Source organism: Methylosinus sp. LW3, from assembly GCF_000527115.1.
Lineage (GTDB): Bacteria > Pseudomonadota > Alphaproteobacteria > Rhizobiales > Beijerinckiaceae > Methylosinus.
Window position 1 is genome coordinate 233,742 of sequence record NZ_AZUO01000004.1, and the last position, 20,431, is coordinate 254,172.

Here is a 20,431-nt window from a genome sequence, read left to right on the forward strand (position 1 = left end):
GTGTTGAATGCTATTCCCCGCGCGGGGAGGTCCGCGCGATAATGCCCGCCAAGAAGAACACGGCCCGGCGCAAATTACATGCGCTCGATCTATTGTGCCGCGCCGGGACCGGGATCGCGCCGATCGCCCCCGCAGCCTGCCGCCAGATTCGCGAGTTGGTCGGAGCCGATGCGGCGTCGATTTTCTGGCTCGACGAGAACGGCCTTCCCCAGGGCTTCTTCCATGAGGATTCGCCGGAGAGCGCGCGCGACCTGTTCGTCAATGAATTCGAGCGGCTGTTCATCGGCCCGGCCGAATTGAACGTAACGGCGCTGGCGCGTACGCCGGGGCCGCGCGTCGGTCGCATCGCGCGGCCGGGCAAAGCCTATTTCTCTTCCAACACCTTCAACCTATTGGTCAGGGCGAGCGGCCATCATCACAGTCTCGATCTGAGAATCGATCTCGACGGACGCGCGCGCCGTCGTGCTGCTGTTTCGCGGCGGTCAACGCGCTTTCGAGACGACCGACGCGGCCGCGCTGGAACAGGTCACCCCCTATTTGCAGCAGGCCATCGCCTCGCCTGTGAGACAACAAGTCTGGAGTTGCAGCGCAAGAAGGGGACACATGCTGATCGATGTCTCCGGCGAGCGCTTAGCGATGCTCGATGAAGAGGCCGAATTGTTGTTGAAGATGTGCACGCTCGTGGGACAAGAGATCCGCCTTTGCGGACCCATCCGCTCACCGCCCCGCGTCGTGCGCGAGTTGTGCGCACGGCTCCAAGGCCGAGCGATCGTGCGCGAGACGCTGCCGATCCCCGGCGGCCGCCTCGAGGTGACGGCGCGTCGGCTGACGGCTCCGGAGGGCGGCGCCGAGCAGGTTCTCGTCACGTTCGAACTGGAAGAGCCTCGACGGCTCGAGACGATCGATCGTGTGCTCGCACTCGACGTTTCTCCGCTTCAACAGAAAATCGCCTTTGTCGCGGCTCTCGGAGGATCGCGCGGAGACAGCCTCTCCGAAACGGGAATCAGCAACGAAGCTTTGAAGAAACATCTCGCTGCGATTTATGCGGCCGCGGGCGTCGACAGCTGGGAGAAGCTCACGAGAGAACTGAACCTCGGACGCCCTTGATCGCCTGGGCGAAGCGCCGCTCGGCCGCGACGATGACGCTGGCGCAGCGATTGTCCTCGCCGGTCGAGAGCCCTCGAGGCAATGCCGAACGGGTCTCATCGATTCGCCGACTGGGTGAGGGAAGCGTTTCCACGGTTTTTCGAACTCCGGAATATAGCGTTGGACCGCGCGTGAACGTCGTCTGGAAGTTGCCGCGCAATAGCAGTGCTAACCTGGTTGTGGAGAGGACAGTTTGAACCTGGCCCCTCCGCCAGAAGTGTGAGCGCCGCCAAGCCGGCTCGACGAGCTCATCAGGCTCGTCACGAGCCATTCCAACACACGCTCGTCGGGCGATGGCCCGACCGACGCTGCAAGTTCGAGATGCTCGGCAGCCTCGCATCCCCACCGTCGCCCGGCGCGCGCGGCAATGGACCCGCGGAACTCACGAAAATTTTGTGGCGCTGATATCGAACCGACAAACATTGTCCTTCTTATAACGATCGAACCAAGCCTTCTCCATCTGCTGCACATTAAAATACAGCCTATCATTGGCGATGTCGCCATAACCCGCGCATAGCTCCTTGCGAGACGGCGCGGTAAGATGGGCCGCACGCCAGCGAGCTTCGAGCTCCGTGATGATTTGATCGCAGGAACAGGCCTCGGCCCAATCGAGACTTTGCTCATCGAGTGGGAGGCTGATGGCCATGGCTTCCGCTTCGTCATCGGGCGACCGGCGAACATGCTCGATCCACTTTTTTTCCGACCGCCAATTAGGCCTGTCATCACGAAGATAGTCTTTGAGGCGCGCGGGAAGCGAATCTATTTCCTGCTCGGTGAGACTCTGCTCCTCGACACCACGCGCCACGCCGGAATAGAAAAGCGGAATAGCCCAGCGCTCGTGGGACGCGGCTGGAATGCGGTCCAGATCAACCAGCAGCTCGTCCAAGCTCGGAACACTGTCACGGATCAACAAGATCCGCTGTTGCAGCTTCAGACCGAGTTCCGCAGCCAAATGCAGAGTGTCGAGCTGGAATTGGTAATTGCCGGCCATATTGTTCCAATGATCGTGACGAGCGCCGTGGCCGCTGAACGTCGCCACCACTGTGTCGATCCCGAGAACGCGCCGCTCCAGCAGCCATTGCTTCATCTCTCGTCGCGGTCGATGCGCAACGCCGCCGAGCAGAACGACGTGGCTTTTCCAGCCGAGGTTCTTCTCCAGCTCGCGAAGAGCTTTGGTCGTCGCCAATGTGTAATCATGGCTGTTCCCATACCAAGGCGCGATCTCGAAATCTTCGTGTCCGTCATTACGCCATTCGATGAAGCGTTCGACCAGGGCGACAAAACGTTCTAATGGCGCCGGTCGCAGCCTATAGCTCTTCAGCTGGCAATAGCGGCAATGATGGAAGCATGCCGTGGCGTTGGCGTGGAGATGAATGCCGGTGATGATGATTTCTCGTGGCATGACTCAGCGTCGCTCCGCGTCATTCGAAGCGAGGAAGCGGGCGTATTCCGCCGAGCCCGCATTTTCTCGCAAAACCAGGGCTTCGTCGATCGCATCGTCGGTGAGGACGACGCCGTAGACATCCGCATAGGCCTGCCGCAGCTTCATGCGAAATCGCCACCCGGCCCACTCCGGATAGATGACTTCCGACATCCATTGCAACATGATCGGCTCCTCGACCATTCCTTCCATGCGCGTTCCCCCATGCGGCTCGCGATAGACTTTTCGCGATCGAACGGCGGGCACACATCGAAGCGCAGGATTATCCAGCAAGCGACGAACCGCGTCGTCGCTCGGATAGGCGGAAATTATGATGACCTCCGGCTCGCGCACGATCAGCTCCTCGATCGTCATATGAGGCGAATGCAGCGAAGCACCGATATTGTCCGCATTCACCCGATCGAGATCGGCGTCGATTCCCGTTCCGCCGAACGCCATGATCAGCGGGTCGATCTGGAAGAGATAGGCGACCTTGCGACGAACTGGCGCAGCGGGGCGATCCTTCGAAAAGGCGTCGAGTTCCGCCTGATGACGACGAATCAGGAAGTCCACGCGCTCTTGCCTGTCGGCAATGGCGCCGATCAATCGCCAGAGCTGTTCCACGCTCCGCGACACATCGCCAGACGCTCGGCTATCGAGCTGAACCAAGGGTGCGCCGATCCTCAGCAAGGGAGCGGCGAACCACGACCATGACATGATCGCATCGCTTCGCGTCAGCAGAATAGCTTCCGGGTCGCCGGGCGCCACAGTGTCGCCTCCTAGCGTCGGCGCGCGCGCAAGGTCACGCACCGCAGGAAACACCCGACGCAGCAACCCACGGCTCAATTCGTTGCCGCCGAATCGTGGGCTGCTGACAGCGGCGATATGTCCTGGATCTCCATCTATGGTGAGATAGATCGAGGACACCGGCGCAAAGATGAGGGCGTGTTGCGCCGGGACCGCGGCGGTGACGTCGCGGCCTTTCATATCCTTGATCGATCGATGTGGCGAAGGCGACGCGGCATGCGGGCCTCCGGCTGCCAATCCCAGGCATAGGATCGGCAGAAAAGCGAAGCTCCCCGTCGCGAAAGAGCGCAACCTTCGTCCCTTTAGAATTTTGCGGTCGCCGAAAAAGCGACTGTACGCGGCGCACCGAGCATTTCGGTCTGCTGCCAATAGGATGCGTTGGCGATATTGGTCACATCGAGGCGCCAGATCGTCTCCGTATCAAAGATGCGCGTCTCATAGCGTAGACCGATGTCGCCGGTCACGTAAGAGGGTAGCCATTCGATCGCGCGCACATTCGTCGGCGCAAAAACATTGCCGACCTGCGGGCCGACATAGTTGAAGCCGCCGGTCAATGTCAGCCCCTGCACGAAGGGCAGGCGATATTCGACGTAGAGCTTCCCCATGTTTTTTTGCCGAGCCAGAGGGAGGCTGGCCCAGCAGATAGAACGTGTTGGTCTGGGCGATCTTCGCATCGAGAAGCGTGAAGCCGCCGGTGACGGTCAGATCGCCCAATATCTTGCCCGTCGCCGTCATTTCGAGACCGCGATGAAGTTGCCGCCCGTCATTGATGAAAGTATAGCTGCCGCCATTCGATTTGTAATAAGTGTTGGTCTTGTCGATCTGGAACAAAGCGGCGGTGAGCAGAATTTGCGAGACATTGGCTTTCGCGCCGATCTCGACCTGCTCACTGGTCGTCGGGCTGAGCGCCTGGCTGGCGTTGGTCACCGGCAATGAGGAGAAGCTGGTCGAGGCCGTCCCGCCATTTTCGAGCGATTGAATATAGGTGCCATAGCCCGTGAGCCAAGGCAGCGGCTTATAGATCAATGAGGCGGTCGGCGTGAGCCTCGTCTTGTCGAAATAGCTCGATACCGTTCCATTGGTGTTGAAATTCGTCGCCTTGATGTCGGCGAGGCTCGCGCCTGCGAGCAGAGACCATTGCTCGTTGAAGGCTATGTCCTCGCCGATGATCCAATTCGTCTGGTCCAGCTGTTGCTGCCGGAAGTAAGGCTGCGCGCCATTGGTGAAAGTGGGACGCGCGACATAGACGGGATCGGCAGAAACAGGAAAGGAGCCGAGGCCTTTGAAGAGCGTGTTGTCTTGATGCTGGCGTCGTGAGTAGCTCGATCCATAAAGGCCGAATGTCGTCTTGGCCTTTATCGAGAGAAGATCGAGGTCATAGTCGGTGAAGGCGTACCACGCCTGATTGCGCTGCACATGCGGCGCATTATAGAGAGATGCGAGCGAACAGGAGTATGAGCCGTTGCTATACGAGATATTGTCGCCAGCGTAGAGGTTCTCGCTCTCTATATCGACATATTGATAGGCGGCGCGGAATTTAATGTTACGCATCACATCATAGGTGACAGTGGCCCCGAGCACGTCCATATCGTTCTTGTTGAACGTCCACGGCTGGCCGTAATTTTTCGCGGGGTCGAGAATGCTCGCGCTGAAATGCGGAAAAGTCCCGTTGAACGATCCCCAATCGGCGAGCGTGCCTTTCTCGTAAATATGCTGATGCGAATAATTGAGCTGAAACAGCAGCTGTTGCAGCGGTCGCCAATCGAGCGCGCCGCTGACGAGCCATCTGTCGACGAAATTATCGTCGATCGCGGTTTCGCCGCTGCTCTTCACCAAGTTGAGCCTATATCCGAAATCGCTTCCCTTCTCGAACGGGCCACCGAGATCGACATGTACGAAAGGTTGCGAGCCGCCGTAATTGCCGAAAGTGACGCTCGAGAAAGGCGTCAGCGTCGGCCGCTTGGTGACGAAATTGACGAGTCCGCCCACATGCGCAGGCCCATAGAGGAAGCTGGAGAGGCCGGAGAGAACGTCGACGCGCTCCTTGTCCTCCAAAGGCATGACAAGATCGCTGACGCCCGACATGTTGAGGCCGTCGATCTGGCTGAAGCCGCCCTGCTGCTTGACGCCGCGAATAAAGATCGCCGAGCCATAGCCGCGCCCCTGCCCCATATTGAGCTGGGTGAGCGGATTGCCGCGGAAGACTTCGTCCGTCGTCGAGAAGACGCGATTTTCGATATAGGGAGCGCTCACCGAATAAACCGAATAGGGCGTATCCTGTATCGCCCTTTCGCCCCAAGGGCCGGTCGTCGACGTCGCGCCGAAGCGATAGCCGGCCGCGGCGCCGCCATCCACGCCGGAGCGGTTGTGATCGTTGGTCGCGCGCGCCGCGGCGACATCGATCGGAGGAAGCGTCGCCGCCTCCTGCGCGACCGCTCGGCCGAGCGAGGCCGTGATGGCGACGACCGAAGCGCTGGCCAGCAGAGCGCGAGCGATCGAGCCAATCGTAGATAGTGTCGTGGTCTTCATCCTTCAGCACCCCGTGGTTGCCGCTCGGCGGCCAGACTGCGAATCGTGATCCGTGACACGGAACTCATGGACGGAAGCCGCACGGACGCGCGTAACCGCGCCGCGAACATGCGACTTTCGGAGTTCCGATCCCGGCTGAAAATATCGACGCAGAAACGTCACCAAGGCGGCGGGACAAGCCCCCGCCAAGTCGCATTCATCGCGCGGTCGAGAGCGGCCGCGAGACAGGCAAAGCCATCATATCCCCAGAAGGCGTTGCCCTTTCGGTTGAAGAAAGGCGAGAAGGGAAGCGCCACCTGACCACGCTTGCGCCATTCATATTCGCCTCGTGTTTCGCCATTGCCGAAATGAAGCACGAGATCGGGCTTCGCCTCAGATATGTACGAATCGATAGCTCTCTCATCGTGAGTGTCGCGATCGCATTTCAGGCGCGGAGCGCGCTGCTTTCCGGTCTTGCCTGTCCAGCCGGATGCGTCACCGATGCGGAGCCCGAGAAGACGATAGGGCTCGAGCTGCGCCTCGGTCATCGGCCGAAAGAACAGAACAAGCTTCCCCTCGAGCCGAGGCCGGTAGCGCTCGATCCGTTTGCGCTACGAGCGCCTCGCCCTTCACGATCGCCGCATCGACGCGACGCGCGACGCGGCGATCGAAACGTTTCGTGATGGCGCGCAGCGAGGCCGTCGTCATGGACGGGCTTTCGAAGCATGTCCAGACGATCGGCGTCGCGAACCATCGTTGCAGCAGATCGGCATAGCCGCCGCGCAATCGCTCGTCGAGCGCGTCGACCTTGCTCGCGAAGCCGATCACCAATTTGCAATCGCTCACGCGGGCGAGATCGATCGCTGATGATTGCGTCATCTCATGAACGGGCTCGAGGCCGATCTCCATGAGCAGCTTGCTGACGATCCAGACGAGCGCCGTCGCCTCGCGGGAATAGGGAAGAGCCACACGCTTGCTGATGCTCGTCGTGAGCGGATGCAGCAGCTCGGCGGAACGCAGCGCTGCCGCTGTCTCGACCACCCAGGATCGATAGCCCCCGAGCGGCAGAATCAGCTTCCGCTGCTCCGCCATTTTGGCCTTCGCTATTCCGGCGATATTAGCGCCAAGCGCTGGCATGGGCTCTTCGCTGGCGATGACGGCCCCGCGCGCCAGCGGAAACAATTCCGCGATCTCGTCGATCGCGCGTGCGAGGCGGCGGTCGCCGGCGTCGCAGATATCTTCTCTTCGAAGATCCATGCAGGCGTGAAGCGCGCCGAAGCTCTCGACCCCTTGGAAATAGCCGGGCGCGATCAAGCGCATGGTCTGCCCATAGGCGCCGCAGCCGACCGGACCGTGATCGAGCGGGACCATGTCCAGCGCCGACGCCCAACTCGCGATCGTGTGGCCGAGCAGCCCGCCCGAGCAAAAGTCGATTTTTCCAGCGCTCGGATACGAGGGTGGCGTGCGCGTTTCGATAGTCTCGAAATGACCCGAATCTCGGCGGAGGTCGCGAGTCGAGCGGGGCTTCGCGGGCGATTTTGGTTTCCGGCCGCGAGGATCCTTTTTGTAGAAGGGCTCGCGGGTCTCTTCGACCGTCGTGAGGGGCGGCGCGGCGGCCATTGCGGGGACGCCTATCGTGCCTTTGTGAGCTCCGATGCGCCATCGGATCGGCTTTTTCTGTGGTTTCGGAAGCAGCGGGTTGCGAGGCACGGCAAGCTCGATCGAAGCGGCGACGCCATATAGCCAACAGTATAGCTGAAAGCAGTCAATGATTTTTTATTTGTCTGTAAATGAATAGATATTTTGTCCGCTATGTAACACAACATATGCACGATTCGGTCGTTGAGGCTGGAGTCCCGCCACCGCCTCCCATTTGGCGTTCGAGACCGATGGAAGCCTACGACAATCCCGACCGAGTTTCGGCGCGACGCGGAGTCTATTCCTAGATAGCCGCAGTCTATTCGCAAACCACTGCACGCCTATGCTTTTGCTGGCGTTAGTCTCCAGCCCGAGGCTTCCCCCGTTTCGTCAAAGCCGTCCGCCATTCGGCGCGGAGGGACCCCCGCATCGCGCTGAACGCAATCCCGCGGTTCCCCATCCAAAGCTCCAATCCCGATCGATGGATCGTAACGACAAGCGGCTTTAATTTTCAGTCGTAGACGCTTGAGCTTAAAGAAGCGGCTTTTTCTCGCCGAAAACTCAATATAATGTAATTACATAGACAGCGCATATCGAGCACACGTGCAAGGACCTTATGATGAGGATCATGTCGAAAATGCTTCGCAAGCCAGGCGCTGACTGTGCTCCCGTCCTTCTCTTGATAGCTATTGCTCTATTGGCGCTGTTTTCACTGACGCTGGGGCGCTATCCGGTTCCCTTCGCCGATGTCGCGCGCATTGTCTTCACCACCTTCCCGATCAACGCCGTCGGCGACTATGAGAATGCTCCCTGGGTCGTCGTCGAGATCGTGCGCATGCCGCGCGTTCTACTCGTCACCCTCTGCGGCATGGGGCTCGCAATGTCGGGTGCCGCCATGCAGGGCGTGTTCCGCAATCCGCTCGTGGGGCCGGAGATCGCCGGCGTATCCTCCGGGGCCGCGCTCGGCGGCGTCGCCGCCATAATGCTGTCCTGGCCGCCGCTGGCCATCGTCGGTCTCGCCTTCGGCTCCGGCCTCGCCGCGCTCGCCGCCGCCTTCGCGCTGGCCCGGCTTACGGGACGCGCCAGCACGCTCGCTCTCGTGCTCTCCGGCGTCATCGTCGGCGGCTTCTGCGGCTCGCTCGTCGGCCTGTTGCAGACGCTCGCCGATCCGACAGTGAAGCTACCCTCCATCGTCTATTGGCTGCTCGGCAGCTTCGCCGGCGCGACCTACGAGAAAGTTGCGATCGTCGCCGGCGTCACTCTCTTTGCGGGGACGGCCCTGGTCGCCCTGCGCTGGCGCATCAATCTGCTCTCGCTCGGCCAGACGGACGCGAAAGCGCTGGGCGTGAATGTCGAAGCCTTGCGCTGGGGGCTGATGGGCCTCGTGGCTCTGCTGGTCGCCGCGCAGGTCTCCGTCTCCGGCGGCGTCGGCTGGGTCGGGCTCATCGTGCCGCATCTCGCGCGCATGCTGGTCGGGCCGGAACATACGCGCCTCTTGCCGACGTCCGCTTATCTCGGCGGCATCTATCTCCTCGCCATGGACGATATCGCGCGCAGCGCGACCGAGCAGGAGATTCCGATCGGCCTGCTGACAAGCGCGGTCGGCGCGCCGATCTTCGCTTTCCTCTTCTGGAAGACTCAATCGAAAGGCTGGATGCGTGAGTGAGCCGACGATCTCCCTTACCAACCTCGGCTATTTCTATCGGCCGAACCAATGGGTGCTGCGCCATTGCGACACGCGCGTCGCTCGCGGCAGCGTCTTCGCGCTGCTCGGCCCCAATGGGCGCGGCAAGACCACGCTGCTGCATCTCCTCATCGGAGCGCTGAAGCCCTGCGAGGGCGGCCTCTCGGTGAATGGGCGCATCGCCTTCGTTCCGCAGCTCTTCGAGGTCACCTTCGACTATACCGCACTCGACATGGCGCTCATGGGGCGTGCGCGAAAGATCGGCTTGTTCTCGCAGCCCTCGCGCGACGACGAGGAGGCCGCGCTCGCCGCGCTCGATCGCTTCGGCATGGCCGACTACGCCCAGCGGCCTTTCGGCGAGCTCTCCGGCGGCCAGCGTCAGCTCATCATCTTCGCGCGGGCTCTCGTCGCCGAAGCCGATATTCTCGTTCTCGACGAGCCGACCTCCGCGCTCGACCTCGAGAACCAGTCGCTCGTTCTCGAACGCATCTCCTCCCTCGCGCGCAACGACAGACTGACGATCGTGATGACGACGCATCACCCGCATCACGCTCTGGCGGTCGCCGACGATGCGCTGCTGATGCGCGGGCAAGGCGATTACCTCTTCGGCCGGGCGCGCGAGATTTTGACCGAGGACAATCTCTGCTCGCTCTATCGCGCGCCGCTGAAGCGCATCGCTTTCGAGCATGAAGGCCGCGAAATCGAGACGATCGCGCCAATCCTCACGCCGACGCAAATGGCGCGCCATCATTCCCAAGAGACCATCGGAGCCGAGTAAGAGGCGCGAGAATGGTCGACAATCCCCCGAAGTCGGCGCTGCGCAGCTCGTCTGGCTCAAAAATGCCGACTTAGCTGCGCGGTTGCAGCGCAATTTTTGCCGATAGCTACGCGATGGGGTCCTTGCAGTTCGTTCGGATCAGGCCGCGAGCACCGCACTCGAGATTTCGGGCGCAGTTGTCCCGGCGGCTCTAAATCTGCTCAGCGCGAATTGATTCTTCCTGATGCGATGCATGAGTTCGACGCCGGCGATCGTGATCGCCGCATGTCGGAATCGCTTGGCGCGCAGCAAAACGCTCGACATCGCGCTCACCACGGAAATTCGCTCCGCGTATCGAGCCAGTATGCCCGTCTCCCGCCGTTTGCGCCAGAGCCCTTACGCTGGCCTCGCGGCGGCGCGTATGATGCGCCCGAGGGTCGCCGCGATATCGTGATGCGCCACTGGATCGACGACAAGCCGTTCATGGCTCGTCTCGACGATCTTCGAATGCGTCACGCCCCGCGTCCAGCGTCGTTCGGAATTGAAATCGGCGCGCTTCGCCCACCAGATATGAAGATCGGCGTCGAGCGGCTCGACCTGATATTCCCCGAGCATTGTGCGAAAGGCCACGCTGTCGTCATAGAGAAGCGCGAGCACCTCGGTCGAAACATCCGACCACAGGCCGTGGTCGCGCCCCCAAATGCCCGCCGCGATAAAGCGCGCGCGCTCGTCGAGTTCGGCGCCGGCTTCGATGAGATTGCGCCGATCTTCCTCCGTCAGCTCGAGACGGATGTCCTGGAATTCGGCAAAGCTCTGCAGATGGTCCATCATCGACGCGCCGGGGCCGTCCCTCTGCGCGTCGATTGTGGGATCGAGCAGGCCAATGAAGTCGACGGTTTCACCACCGCGCTCGAGTTCCGCCGCGGTCGCGAGAGCTAGAGCGCCGCCTGCGCTCCAGCCGATGAGACGATAGGGGCCGACAGGCTGGAGCTCGCGCAACAAGCCCGCATAGTCTTGCGCCATTTCGTGAATCGAATGTGCTCGGTAATTCGGTTCGAGCAGGGTCCGAGATTGAACGCCGTAAACGCTGCAAATGTTTTCGAGTCGAAGCGCCAACGGCCGATAGCGCACGATGGAGCCGCCCGCGGGATGAAGGCAGTAGACCTGCCCACGCCCGGCCGCCCCGCAGAGCCGCACGAGAGGCGATGAATGCGTCTGCAGCCCATCACTGAGCAGGCGGGCGAGCATGGCTGGCGTCGGCGCGCGAAAGATGGCGGCGACGAACATATCTTCGCTGAGCGACCGGCGGATGCGTTCGACCAGTTTCAGTCCCAGGATCGAATTGCCGCCCAGTTCGAAAAAATTGTCGTGCATGCCGACGCGCTCGAGTCCGAGCGCTTCCTTGAACGCTTGCAGAATGATCCACTCGGTCTGGGTTCTGGGCGGCTCGACGGCTTTGTCGGCGCGTTCGCTGATTTGGGGCAGCGCCTTTCGGTCGATTTTTCCGTTTGCGTTGAGGGGGAGGTCGGGGAGCGCGAGGATGGCCGCGGGGACCATGTAATCGGGGAGCGTGGCCCGCAGCGCAATCCTAGCGCGGTCCACATCGAAGGCGTCGAAGGCGTCCGCCGCCACATAGGCGACGAGGCGCTTGTCGCCGCCCGCGTCCTCGTGCGCGACGACGACCGCGGCGCGGATGTCGGGCAGCTCGGCGAGCGCCGCCTCGATCTCGCCGAGCTCGATGCGAAAGCCGCGAATCTTCACCTGATGGTCGATGCGGCCGAGGAAGAGAATCTGCCCGTCCGATCGGCGTCGGCCGAGATCGCCTGTGCGATAGAGGCGCGCCCCCGGCGCCCCGAAAGGATCTGGGACAAATCTTTCGGCAGTGAGTTCGGGACGGCCGAGATAGCCGCGCGCGACGCCTTCGCCGCCGATATAGAGCTCGCCTGCGACGCCCAGCGGGGCCGGCTCGAGGCGCGCGTCCAGAAGATAGACCTGCGTGTTGTCGATCGGTCCGCCGATTGGCGGATGATCGGCGTCGCTGTCGGCCAGGCGCTGGAAGGTCGAATAGGTTGTGCATTCCGACGGGCCATAGAGATTGAAGACGCCTTCTAGTCGCGCTTCGCCGAGCAGCGCGCGCGCTATCGTCGGGTGGAAGGGCTCTCCTGCGAGATTGACGTAGCGAATGGAGGACGGCAGCGCGTCGAGCCGCAGCAGCTCGCGCATGGCGGAGGGCACGGTGTTGACGATCTGCGGCTCGAGCCGATGACCAGAGGAAAGGAGCGCGAGCGCATTCTCGACGAGAATGACTTCGCCGCCGAAGCATAGGGGCAGGAACAATTCGAACGCCGACAGATCGAAGCAGATCGACGTCGAGGCGAGCATTCGTCTCGCACCATCGCCGTGAAAATGCGTGCGCGCCCAGAAGATCATCGCAACCGCATTTTGATGCAGGATCGCGATTCCCTTCGGCTTCCCTGTCGAGCCCGATGTGTAGATGACATAGGCGATATTTTGAGGGTTGGCGCAAGGCTCGAGCGGGGCGTCGCTGTGGGCGTCGACCGTTGCGTCGAGGATGAGGCGCGGCGCGGCTTCGGGCAGGCGCTCCTGCAGCGATGCGTCGGCGATGGTGACGAGCGGCTTCGCGTCGTCGATCATGAAAGCGAGGCGCGCTCGAGGATAGTCTGGATCGAGCGGCAGATAGGCGGCGCCCGATTTGAGGATGGCGATGAGCGAGACAACCATTTCGACCGAGCGCTCGAGACAGAGGCCGACGATTTTTTCCGGCCCCGCGCCGCGCTCGATCAGCATTCGCGCCAGCTGGTTCGATCGCCGGTCGAGCGCGTCATAGCTCAGCGTCTCGCCCTTGCAGGAGAGCGCGACGGTCTCGGGGCTGCGCCGGGCCTGCGTCACGAACAGGTCCACGATCGACAGATCGCGGGGGAAGTCCGCCGATGTCGCGTTGAAGCCATGGATCAGGAGATCACGCTCGGCCCGAGGGAGCATCTCCAATTCGCCGAGACGCGCATGTGGCGTCGCGACGATCTGGTCGAGCAACCGCAGATAATGCGCGATCATCCGCTCGACGGTCTCGCGCTCGAACAGCGCCGTCGCATATTGTGCCGCGCCGCCGAGCCTTCCATCCGGCTCTTCGGAGAATTCGAAGCTCAGGTCGAATTTCGACGTTCCGCTGTCCGCCTCGAAAGGCTCGATATCGAGGCCTTGCAGGGAGAAGGCGCGCGCTGGCGCGTTTTGCAGGCTGAACATCGCCTGGAACAGCGGGCTGCGCGAAAGATCGCGCGCCGGCGCGAGCGCCTCGACCAGACGCTCGAAGGGCAGATCCTGATGCTCCTGCGCGCCGAGGCACATGGCGCGAACGCGGGCCAGGAAGGAGAAAAAATCCGGATCGCCCGTAAGATCGCCGCGCATGACGAGCGTGTTGACGAAGAAGCCGATGAGCCCTTCGAGCTCGACCCGGCGGCGATTGGCGACGGGCGTTCCGACGCAAATATCCTTTTCGCCGCTCCAGCGCGCGAGCAAAATGAAGAAGGCGGCGAGCAGCGTCATGTAGAGCGTCGCGCCTCGCGCGCGCGTCAGCTCCCGCAGCTTCCCCGCCAAGGCGGCCGGAACCATGAAGCTCAGTGTTCGGCCAGCATTGTCCTGGACGGGCGGGCGAGGTCGGTCGGTCGGCAGATCGAGCGTGAAGCGCGCGCCGGCGAGCGCTTCACGCCAATAGGCGAGCTGCCGGTCCTGCACATCGCCGGCGAGCCATTCTCTCTGCCAGACGGCATAGTCGACATATTGGATCGGCAGCTCCGGCAAGCTCGCGTCGCGTCCGGCGAGGCGCGCCTCGTAGAGGGCCGCGAACTCACGCAGCAGAACTTCGGTCGACCAACCGTCGGAGACGATGTGATGCATGGTGAAGACGACGATATGCTCGTGCGGATCGGACGATCCCATATCGATGACGAGCACGCGCAGCAGCGGGCCGGCCGTTAGATCGAAGGGCCGGCGGGATTCTTCCTCGACCAGAGAAAGGGCCTTTGCTGTCCGTTCCTGCGCCGCGACGCCGCCGAGATCGACGATTGGGCAGGCGAGCGCAACCGCATCTGCTCCGAGCACGCGCTGACGCGCCTCGCCCTCTATGCTTTCGAACACTGTCCGCAATGACCCGTGGCGCGCGACGATCTCCTCGACGCAAGAGCGGAACACGTCGAGCTCGAGATGGCCCGACAGGCGGACGGCCGTCGGCATCGCATAGGACGATGATTCGAATTGATCGAGAAACCACAGTCGCTCTTGCGAAAACGACACGCGATATGACGACGACAGCGGAGCCGGGAAAATTGGAGGCGGCGCCTTTCCAGCTCCGACGTTCAGGGCTGCGATGAGCGCATCCTTATGGGCGCCGAGCGCTTTTTTGATCTCCTCCGTCAGTGCGCCTTTTGGCGCCTTGAATTGGAGACGGCCCTCTTTCAGCGTGACGTCGATTCGCCGCGTCTGCATTTCCTGTAGGAGCTGCGTTGTGTTCATCGCACGAATTCCTAGAGTTCTTCGTCGACAGGAGCGGGTACAGCTAAAGTTCGGAATGACGCGGCCGCATCTATCGCGCGCGCCAGTTCGCGCAACGTCGCCGTTCGATAGACGCGCGGGACCATGCAATCGGGGAGCGCGGCGGTCAGCGCAGTCCTGACGCAGTCCACGTCGAGGGCGTCGCCATTGTCCGCTGCGACAACAGGATGCTTGTGGCCGAGAGCGCGCGCGCCGGCGCAGGCCACGCGGTCGAGCGCGTTTGTGTCCTCGACACATGGTACGTGTCTGGAGCGGCCGACAATCGGCAACCTGCACGGATCGGTGCGCGCGTTGGATTCACGCTGCCTCCTACGTTGAAGATAGGCGCCGTCGGTTTCGTCATCAGGTAGGACCGCCGATCCAGAGCTCGCCTTGTCTATGATAACGCGGTCCGTCATGCTCCCCCGATCAATTCTGGCGGGCTCAGCGTCATCATGCGACTCCTGCACGGTCCACGTGTCGCCTGTCGGGCGACGACGCTTCGTCGCTGTGCCTCACCTTGCTCGCAGGTATAGACGTTTGCGGGTGGTAAAATGCGTCAAGCTTTTTTCATGGCTCTGTCGCGAATTTTTCTCGCGGGTCCGTTGGGGCTATGATCGCCGGGCGTGGGGCAGGCGGAATAGTCCGATGATCGATTTCAAGGGCAGCCATTTTGAACGCGACGTGATCCTGTGAGGCGTCCGGTGGTATGTGGCGTATCCGATGAGCTATCGTCAACTCGAGGAAATGATGGAAGAGCGAGGCGTCGAAGTCGACCATTCCACGCTGCTTTTCGACAGGTTTCTCGTCGAAAAGCATCGCGAGGGGCCGACGCGCTGTCCCGCGCAGCTGATTTTCAAAGGAAGCGACATGGAAATCGGCGTCGACAGCTTCGCGGCGATCATCCCCGATCCTGCGACGGGGAAAATCATATCGGCCGCCAAGCGGATGGCGTGTCTGCTCGACGAAGCGGAGATCGACGACCGCGTCGGACTCGATGTGTTCGGCGTCGGCGAACATCATCGCGAAGAATTTCTCGACGCGGCGCTTCCGGCGCTTCCGCCCGCTCGTCGATCTCCATCGGCAGGCGGGTCGCCGCGCCGGCCATGCGGACGAGACGCTCCAGATCGGCGTTCACGCTATGGGCTTCGTCGGCGACACCGACCAGGCCGCCAAGGACGCTTTCTTCCCAGGGTGCGCCTACATGTTCACAGAGATCGGCCGTGAACGAGGTTGGCCGCCTGGCGCCCGCGCTGGTTTCGAGTCGATGTGCTCACGCCATGGCGTCCCACTATCGAGATCATAAGGCGCGATCGCGCCGGGCTCTATGCAAAGGCCCGCCTCTCCCAATCTCCAAAGTTTTGCTCAACGCTCCGAGAGCACGGCGCTCCAGCCCCCTCCGAGCGCCTTCATCAGATTTGCGCTCGCCGCGAGCCGGCTCTGCCGAATTTGCAGCTCGGTCTCTTCATTGGCGAGCGCGGCGGCTTGCGCCGTGACCACTGCCGTATAGGCCGAGGCGCCGGCTTTATATTGGTTGAGCGAGATCTCCACCGCGCGCCGCGCGACTCGAACCGCTGCCGCCTGCGCCGCGGATTGTCGCGCGAGGATACGAAGATTTGAAAGTTGATCCTCCACCGCCTGGAAGGCCGCGAGCACTGTCTGACGATAATTGGCGACGCTCTGCTCATATGACGCTCGGGCGGCGTCGACCGTCGCCTCCCGCGCGCCGCCGTCGATCAGCAGCCGACTGCCGCTCGCCGCCAGCGACCAGGCGGCGTTGCTGGCCGAGACCAGCGGCGAAGCGCCGGCATAGCCGGCGGCGGCGGTGAGGTCGATGGTGGGGAAATAGGCCGCGATTGCGACGCCGATCAGCGCATTCTGCTGTTCCATCTTGCGTTCCGCCGCGGCGATATCCGGCCGACGCTCGAGCAGGGACGACGGAAGCGCGGCGGGGGGCGTCGGGACGGCGCGCGGCAGCTCACCGCGCGGAATCGACAGGGCGGAAGGAGCCCTGCCCGTCAGCAAGGCGATCGCATGCTCATATTGGGCGCGCAAGACTTCCGCGCCGATCGCCGAGGCGCGCGTCGTCTCGAGCTGGGTCTGCGCGGTGATCACATCCGACTGCGAGGCGACGCCAGCCGCATATTGGTTCTGCGTGATCGTCAGGCTCCGCTCATAGGCGTTCACCGTCTCGTTCAGCAGCCGCGCCAGCGAGTCCTGGTAGCGCAGCGCGAAGTAATCGGTGACGAGCGTCGCTTGCGCGGAAAGCGTGAGATCGGCGAGTTCCGCGGCGCTCGCTCCCGCGCCCGCTTCGGCGCTCTCGATCTGCCGGCGGATCTTTCCCCAGAGATCGATCTCCCAGCTCGCCGTGCCTTGCGCATTCTGTGTCGTGGCGATCGATCCGGAACTGCGCGCGCGCGTCGAAGACACGCTGGTCGACACGCTCGGGAATAGGCTCGACCGATCCTCCCGCGCCACGGCGAGCGCTTGGCGATAGGCCGCCTCATAGGCCTTCAAATTCTGATTGTCGATCGCGACCTGTGGAACGAGCGCGTCGAGGATCGGGTCCTCGAATACGCGCCACCAAGAGCCGCGATCGGCGCCGTCGGCCGGCTCGGCGAATTTCCAGCCTTTCGGCGCCTCTTTGAATGCGCCGGGCGCGACGACCTCTGGCCGCACATAATCGGGACCGACCATCAAACAGCCCTGAAGCGACATGACGGCGCCGCAGAGCCCGAAGAACATAGATGGACGCCTCATTCCGCGAGCTCCGCGACGCTCGATCCCGGAAAGGCGCGCCGCCAGAGCCGGTGCGACCACAGCGAAAGCCGTCCGAGATAGAGATAGACGACGGGCGTCGTATAGAGCGTCAGAAATTGGCTGACGATCAGCCCCCCGATGATCGAGACGCCGAGCGGACGCCGCAGCTCCGCCCCGACGCCGTGATCGAGCACGAGCGGCACGGCGCCGAGCAGAGCGGCGAAAGTCGTCATCATGATGGGACGAAAGCGCGCGAGGCAGGCGCGATGAACCGCTTCCGCCGGCGACAGCCCGTCGCGCTCGGCTTGCAGAGCGAAATCGACGATCATTATCGCGTTCTTCTTGACGATGCCGATCAGCAGGAACACGCCGATGAGCGCGATGACGCTGAAATCCACGCCGGCGAGGATCAATGCGAGCACGGCGCCGACGCCCGCGGAGGGAAGCGTCGAAAGGATCGTCAGTGGATGCACATAGCTCTCGTAGAGAATTCCGAGCACGGCATAGACGGCGAGGAGCGCCGCTCCGATCAATAGAGGCATGGTTCCAATGAGCGATTGGGACGCCCCGGCAGAGCCGCCGAAGGCGCCGTGGATCGCGTTCGGCAGATGAATGTCGCCGACCGCCTTGTCGACGGCCGCGGTCGCGTCGGCGAGCGTCGCGCCCGGCGCGAGATTGAATGAGATCGTCGTTGCGACGGCCTGGCCCTGGTGGTTGATCTGGACAGGCGTCGTCGATGGCTCGAGACGCGCGAAGGCGCTGATCGGAATCATGGCTGCGCGGCTGGAGCTGACGGCGGCCGCGCTCGACGCACGGCCGCCGCTGCTCGTGGCGATCGAATTGGTCGCCTTGTTGCGCGCCGAGGCGATCACGGAGGTCGGCTGCGAGGACGCGACGGAGACGGTGCCGTAGGTGGCGTTGGTGGAGGTCGTTCCGCTCGCGGTCGCTCCCGAGGTGCTGACATAGATTTGCTCGAGCGAGGAAGGGTCCTGCAGATAGCGCGGCGCGATTCCCATGACGACGTGATATTGATTTTGTTCCTGGTAGATGGTCGATACCTGCCGCTGCCCGAAGGCGTCGTAGAGCGTCGCGTCGATGACGTCTGGCGTCACGCCATAGCGCGCCGCCGTCGCGCGATCGATCACGACCTTGGTTTCGAGGCCGCCGATCTGTTGATCGGATGTGACGTCGACGAGCGCTGATTGCTGCTTCATCGCCGCATAGAGCTTCGGCGCCCAGCTCCGAAGCGTGGCGGCGTCGTCGGAGAGCAGCGTGTATTGGAATTGCGCGAAGCTCATGCGGCCGCCGAGAAACAGCTCCTGCCGCGGAAACATCATCACATCGGCGCCGGGAATAGCCGCGAGCTTGGGGCGCAATCGCGCCATGACCGCGAAGGCCGAGTCTCGCCGCTCTTCGAGCGGCTTGAGCGTCGTGAACATTCGCGCTTGATTGACGGCGCCGTCCCCGATGGAGGCAGTCACCGTCTCGACGGCGGGATCGGCCCGCATGATCGCGAGCGTCTGCTCGACCTCGAGACGCATCGCGTCGAAGGAGATGCTCTGATCGGCGCGGACCCCGCCCATCAACAATCCGCCGTCCTCGAGCGGAAATAGGCTCTTCGGCGCCACGGCGAAAAGGAAAATATTGAAGCCCACAGTCAGAAGCAAAGAGAAGAGGACGAGGCGTGGATGGGCGAGCGCGCCGCGCAGAGAAAGATCATAACCTTGACGCAGGCCGTCGAGCGCGGCGCCGGTCGCGCGCGCGAGACGGCCTGCGGGGCGGTCGTCCTTTCCCGCGAGGAAGAGCGCGCATAGCATCGGCGTCGCCGTGAGCGCGAGCAGCAGGGACACGCCGATCGCGATCGACAGCACGATCGCGAATTCCCGGAACAGTCGACCGACGAGGCCGCCCATGAGAAGGATCGGCAGAAACACGGCGACGAGGGAGACGCTCATCGAGACCACGGTGAAGCTCACTTCGCCGGCCCCGCGAATGGCGGCCTCTATGCGCGAGGCGCCGGCCTCCCTGTGCCGCGCGATGTTCTCGAGGACGACGATCGAATCGTCGACGACGAAGCCGGTGGCGATCGTCAGCGCCATCAACGAAAGATTGTCGAGACTGTAATCACAAAATTTCATCACGGCGAAGGACCCGAGGATCGACACGGGCACGGTCACCGCGGGGATCAGCGTCGCCTGCGCGCTGCGCAGAAAGACGAAGACGACGAGCACCACGAGCGCCAATGCGATAACGAGAGATTGCTCGGCATGAGCGAGCGACGAGCGTATGGTGACGCTGCGGTCGCCGGAAAGGCTCAGCTCTATATCGCCGGGCAAAGCGGCGCGCAGCTGCGGCAGCAAGCTCTTCACGCGATCGACGATCTCGACGATATTGCCGCCCGGCTGCTTGAACAGGATCATTACGACCGCGGATTTGTCGTTGACATAGCTGATGTTGCGAACATTCTCGACTGAGTCTTCGACTTTTGCGATATCGTGCAGAAGCACGGGCCGGCCGTCGCGATAGGCGACGACGAGATCGGCATAGTCGCGAGCGCGCGTGGCCTGATCATTCGCATAGAGCTGGAAGCGGCGCTCGCCCTCGTCGATCGCGCCTTTGGCGCTATTGGCGTTCGCGGCCGAGAGCGCAGCCCGGATCTCCTCCATGGCGATCCCGTAGTCGAACAGAGCCCGGGGATCGAGATCGACGCGCACGGCTGGGAGAGAGCTGCCGCCGACATCGATATTGCCAATACCATCGACCTGGAGAAGGCGCTGCTGAAGAACGGTCGCCGCGCTGTCGTAGAGCTGACCGGGCGTGAGCGTCTTGGAGGTGAGCGCCAGGATCAGGATCGGCGCCTCGGCCGGATTGAATCGGCGATAGGTCGGCTTGGCGCGCAGCGCTGTCGGAAGATCGACGCGCGCGGCGTTGATCGCGGCCTCGACATCGCGCGCCGCGCCATTGATGTCGCGATCGAGACCGAACTGAAGAATGACTCGCGTCGAGCCCACGGCGTTCTCGGACGTCATTTCGGCGACGTCGGCGATCTGGCCGAGGCGCCGCTCGAGCGGCGCCGCCACAGTGGCCGCCATCGTCTCCGGGCTCGCGCCCGGCATTTGCGCCTGCACCATTATGGTCGGGAAGTCGACCTTGGGAAGCGGGG

Annotated in this window: 12 protein-coding genes and 2 pseudogenes; 6 read left to right on the forward strand and 8 right to left on the reverse strand. The window is 62.7% G+C overall.

The window, feature by feature from the left end; all coding sequences use genetic code 11:
* Positions 1–41 precede the first annotated feature (41 nt).
* Positions 42–647, forward strand: a complete 606-nt coding sequence (locus METLW3_RS28610; protein WP_157096359.1) for a hypothetical protein — start codon at positions 42–44, stop codon at positions 645–647.
* The gene (locus METLW3_RS0123820) at positions 604–1,107 is read left to right on the forward strand and encodes a hypothetical protein (RefSeq protein ID WP_064033548.1); all 504 of its coding nucleotides are present in this window, start codon (positions 604–606) and stop codon (positions 1,105–1,107) included. Before METLW3_RS28610 ends, METLW3_RS0123820 begins: the two co-directional genes overlap by 44 nt.
* Before the next feature lie 421 nt (positions 1,108–1,528).
* Here the strand turns inward: METLW3_RS0123820 and METLW3_RS0123825 are convergent, their stop codons facing one another.
* The 5 genes from METLW3_RS0123825 to METLW3_RS29220 form a co-directional block, all read right to left on the reverse strand.
* Entirely contained in the window at positions 1,529–2,548 is a 1,020-nt protein-coding gene (locus METLW3_RS0123825; protein WP_024882228.1) for a hypothetical protein, read from the reverse strand.
* A 3-nt stretch (positions 2,549–2,551) separates the two neighbouring features.
* Entirely contained in the window at positions 2,552–3,553 is a 1,002-nt protein-coding gene (locus METLW3_RS0123830; RefSeq protein WP_024882229.1) for an ABC transporter substrate-binding protein, read from the reverse strand.
* 122 nt (positions 3,554–3,675) lie between these two features.
* Positions 3,676–3,837, reverse strand: coding sequence for a hypothetical protein (locus METLW3_RS29385; protein ID WP_348625831.1), 162 nt, complete (start codon positions 3,835–3,837; stop codon positions 3,676–3,678).
* Entirely contained in the window at positions 3,809–5,902 is a 2,094-nt protein-coding gene (locus tag METLW3_RS26535; protein WP_036310364.1) for a TonB-dependent receptor, read from the reverse strand. The genes METLW3_RS29385 and METLW3_RS26535 overlap by 29 nt, the downstream gene beginning before the upstream one ends.
* Before the next feature lie 474 nt (positions 5,903–6,376).
* Positions 6,377–7,252 carry a hypothetical protein gene (locus tag METLW3_RS29220; RefSeq protein WP_245267499.1) on the reverse strand — a complete coding sequence of 292 codons (876 nt, stop codon included), beginning with the start codon at positions 7,250–7,252 and terminating at the stop codon, positions 6,377–6,379.
* Positions 7,253–8,156: 904 nt separating this feature from the next.
* Here METLW3_RS29220 and METLW3_RS0123845 point away from each other — a divergent pair.
* The gene (locus METLW3_RS0123845; protein WP_036290077.1) at positions 8,157–9,185 is read left to right on the forward strand and encodes an iron ABC transporter permease; all 1,029 of its coding nucleotides are present in this window, start codon (positions 8,157–8,159) and stop codon (positions 9,183–9,185) included.
* The gene (locus tag METLW3_RS0123850; RefSeq protein WP_024882231.1) at positions 9,178–9,981 is read left to right on the forward strand and encodes an ABC transporter ATP-binding protein; all 804 of its coding nucleotides are present in this window, start codon (positions 9,178–9,180) and stop codon (positions 9,979–9,981) included. Before METLW3_RS0123845 ends, METLW3_RS0123850 begins: the two co-directional genes overlap by 8 nt.
* Before the next feature lie 375 nt (positions 9,982–10,356).
* On the opposite strand, the gene METLW3_RS0123860 is transcribed toward METLW3_RS0123850, so the two are convergent.
* Entirely contained in the window at positions 10,357–14,490 is a 4,134-nt protein-coding gene (locus METLW3_RS0123860; protein WP_024882233.1) for a non-ribosomal peptide synthetase, read from the reverse strand.
* A 666-nt stretch (positions 14,491–15,156) separates the two neighbouring features.
* Between METLW3_RS0123860 and METLW3_RS29225 the strand changes: the two are divergent.
* Positions 15,157–15,297 (forward strand): annotated as a pseudogene (locus tag METLW3_RS29225) (IS6 family transposase); the annotation flags it as partial.
* Positions 15,298–15,378: 81 nt separating this feature from the next.
* Positions 15,379–15,781 (forward strand): annotated as a pseudogene (locus tag METLW3_RS29230) (hypothetical protein); the annotation flags it as partial.
* 92 nt (positions 15,782–15,873) lie between these two features.
* Here the strand turns inward: METLW3_RS29230 and METLW3_RS26550 are convergent.
* Both METLW3_RS26550 and METLW3_RS0123880 read right to left on the reverse strand, forming a co-directional pair.
* Positions 15,874–17,268 (reverse strand): efflux transporter outer membrane subunit, encoded by a 1,395-nt coding sequence (locus METLW3_RS26550; protein ID WP_051465640.1) that lies wholly within the window; start codon positions 17,266–17,268, stop codon positions 15,874–15,876.
* Positions 17,265–20,431 (reverse strand): efflux RND transporter permease subunit (locus tag METLW3_RS0123880; protein ID WP_036310427.1); only part of this gene is annotated, 3,167 nt, incomplete at its 5' end. The genes METLW3_RS26550 and METLW3_RS0123880, both read right to left, overlap by 4 nt.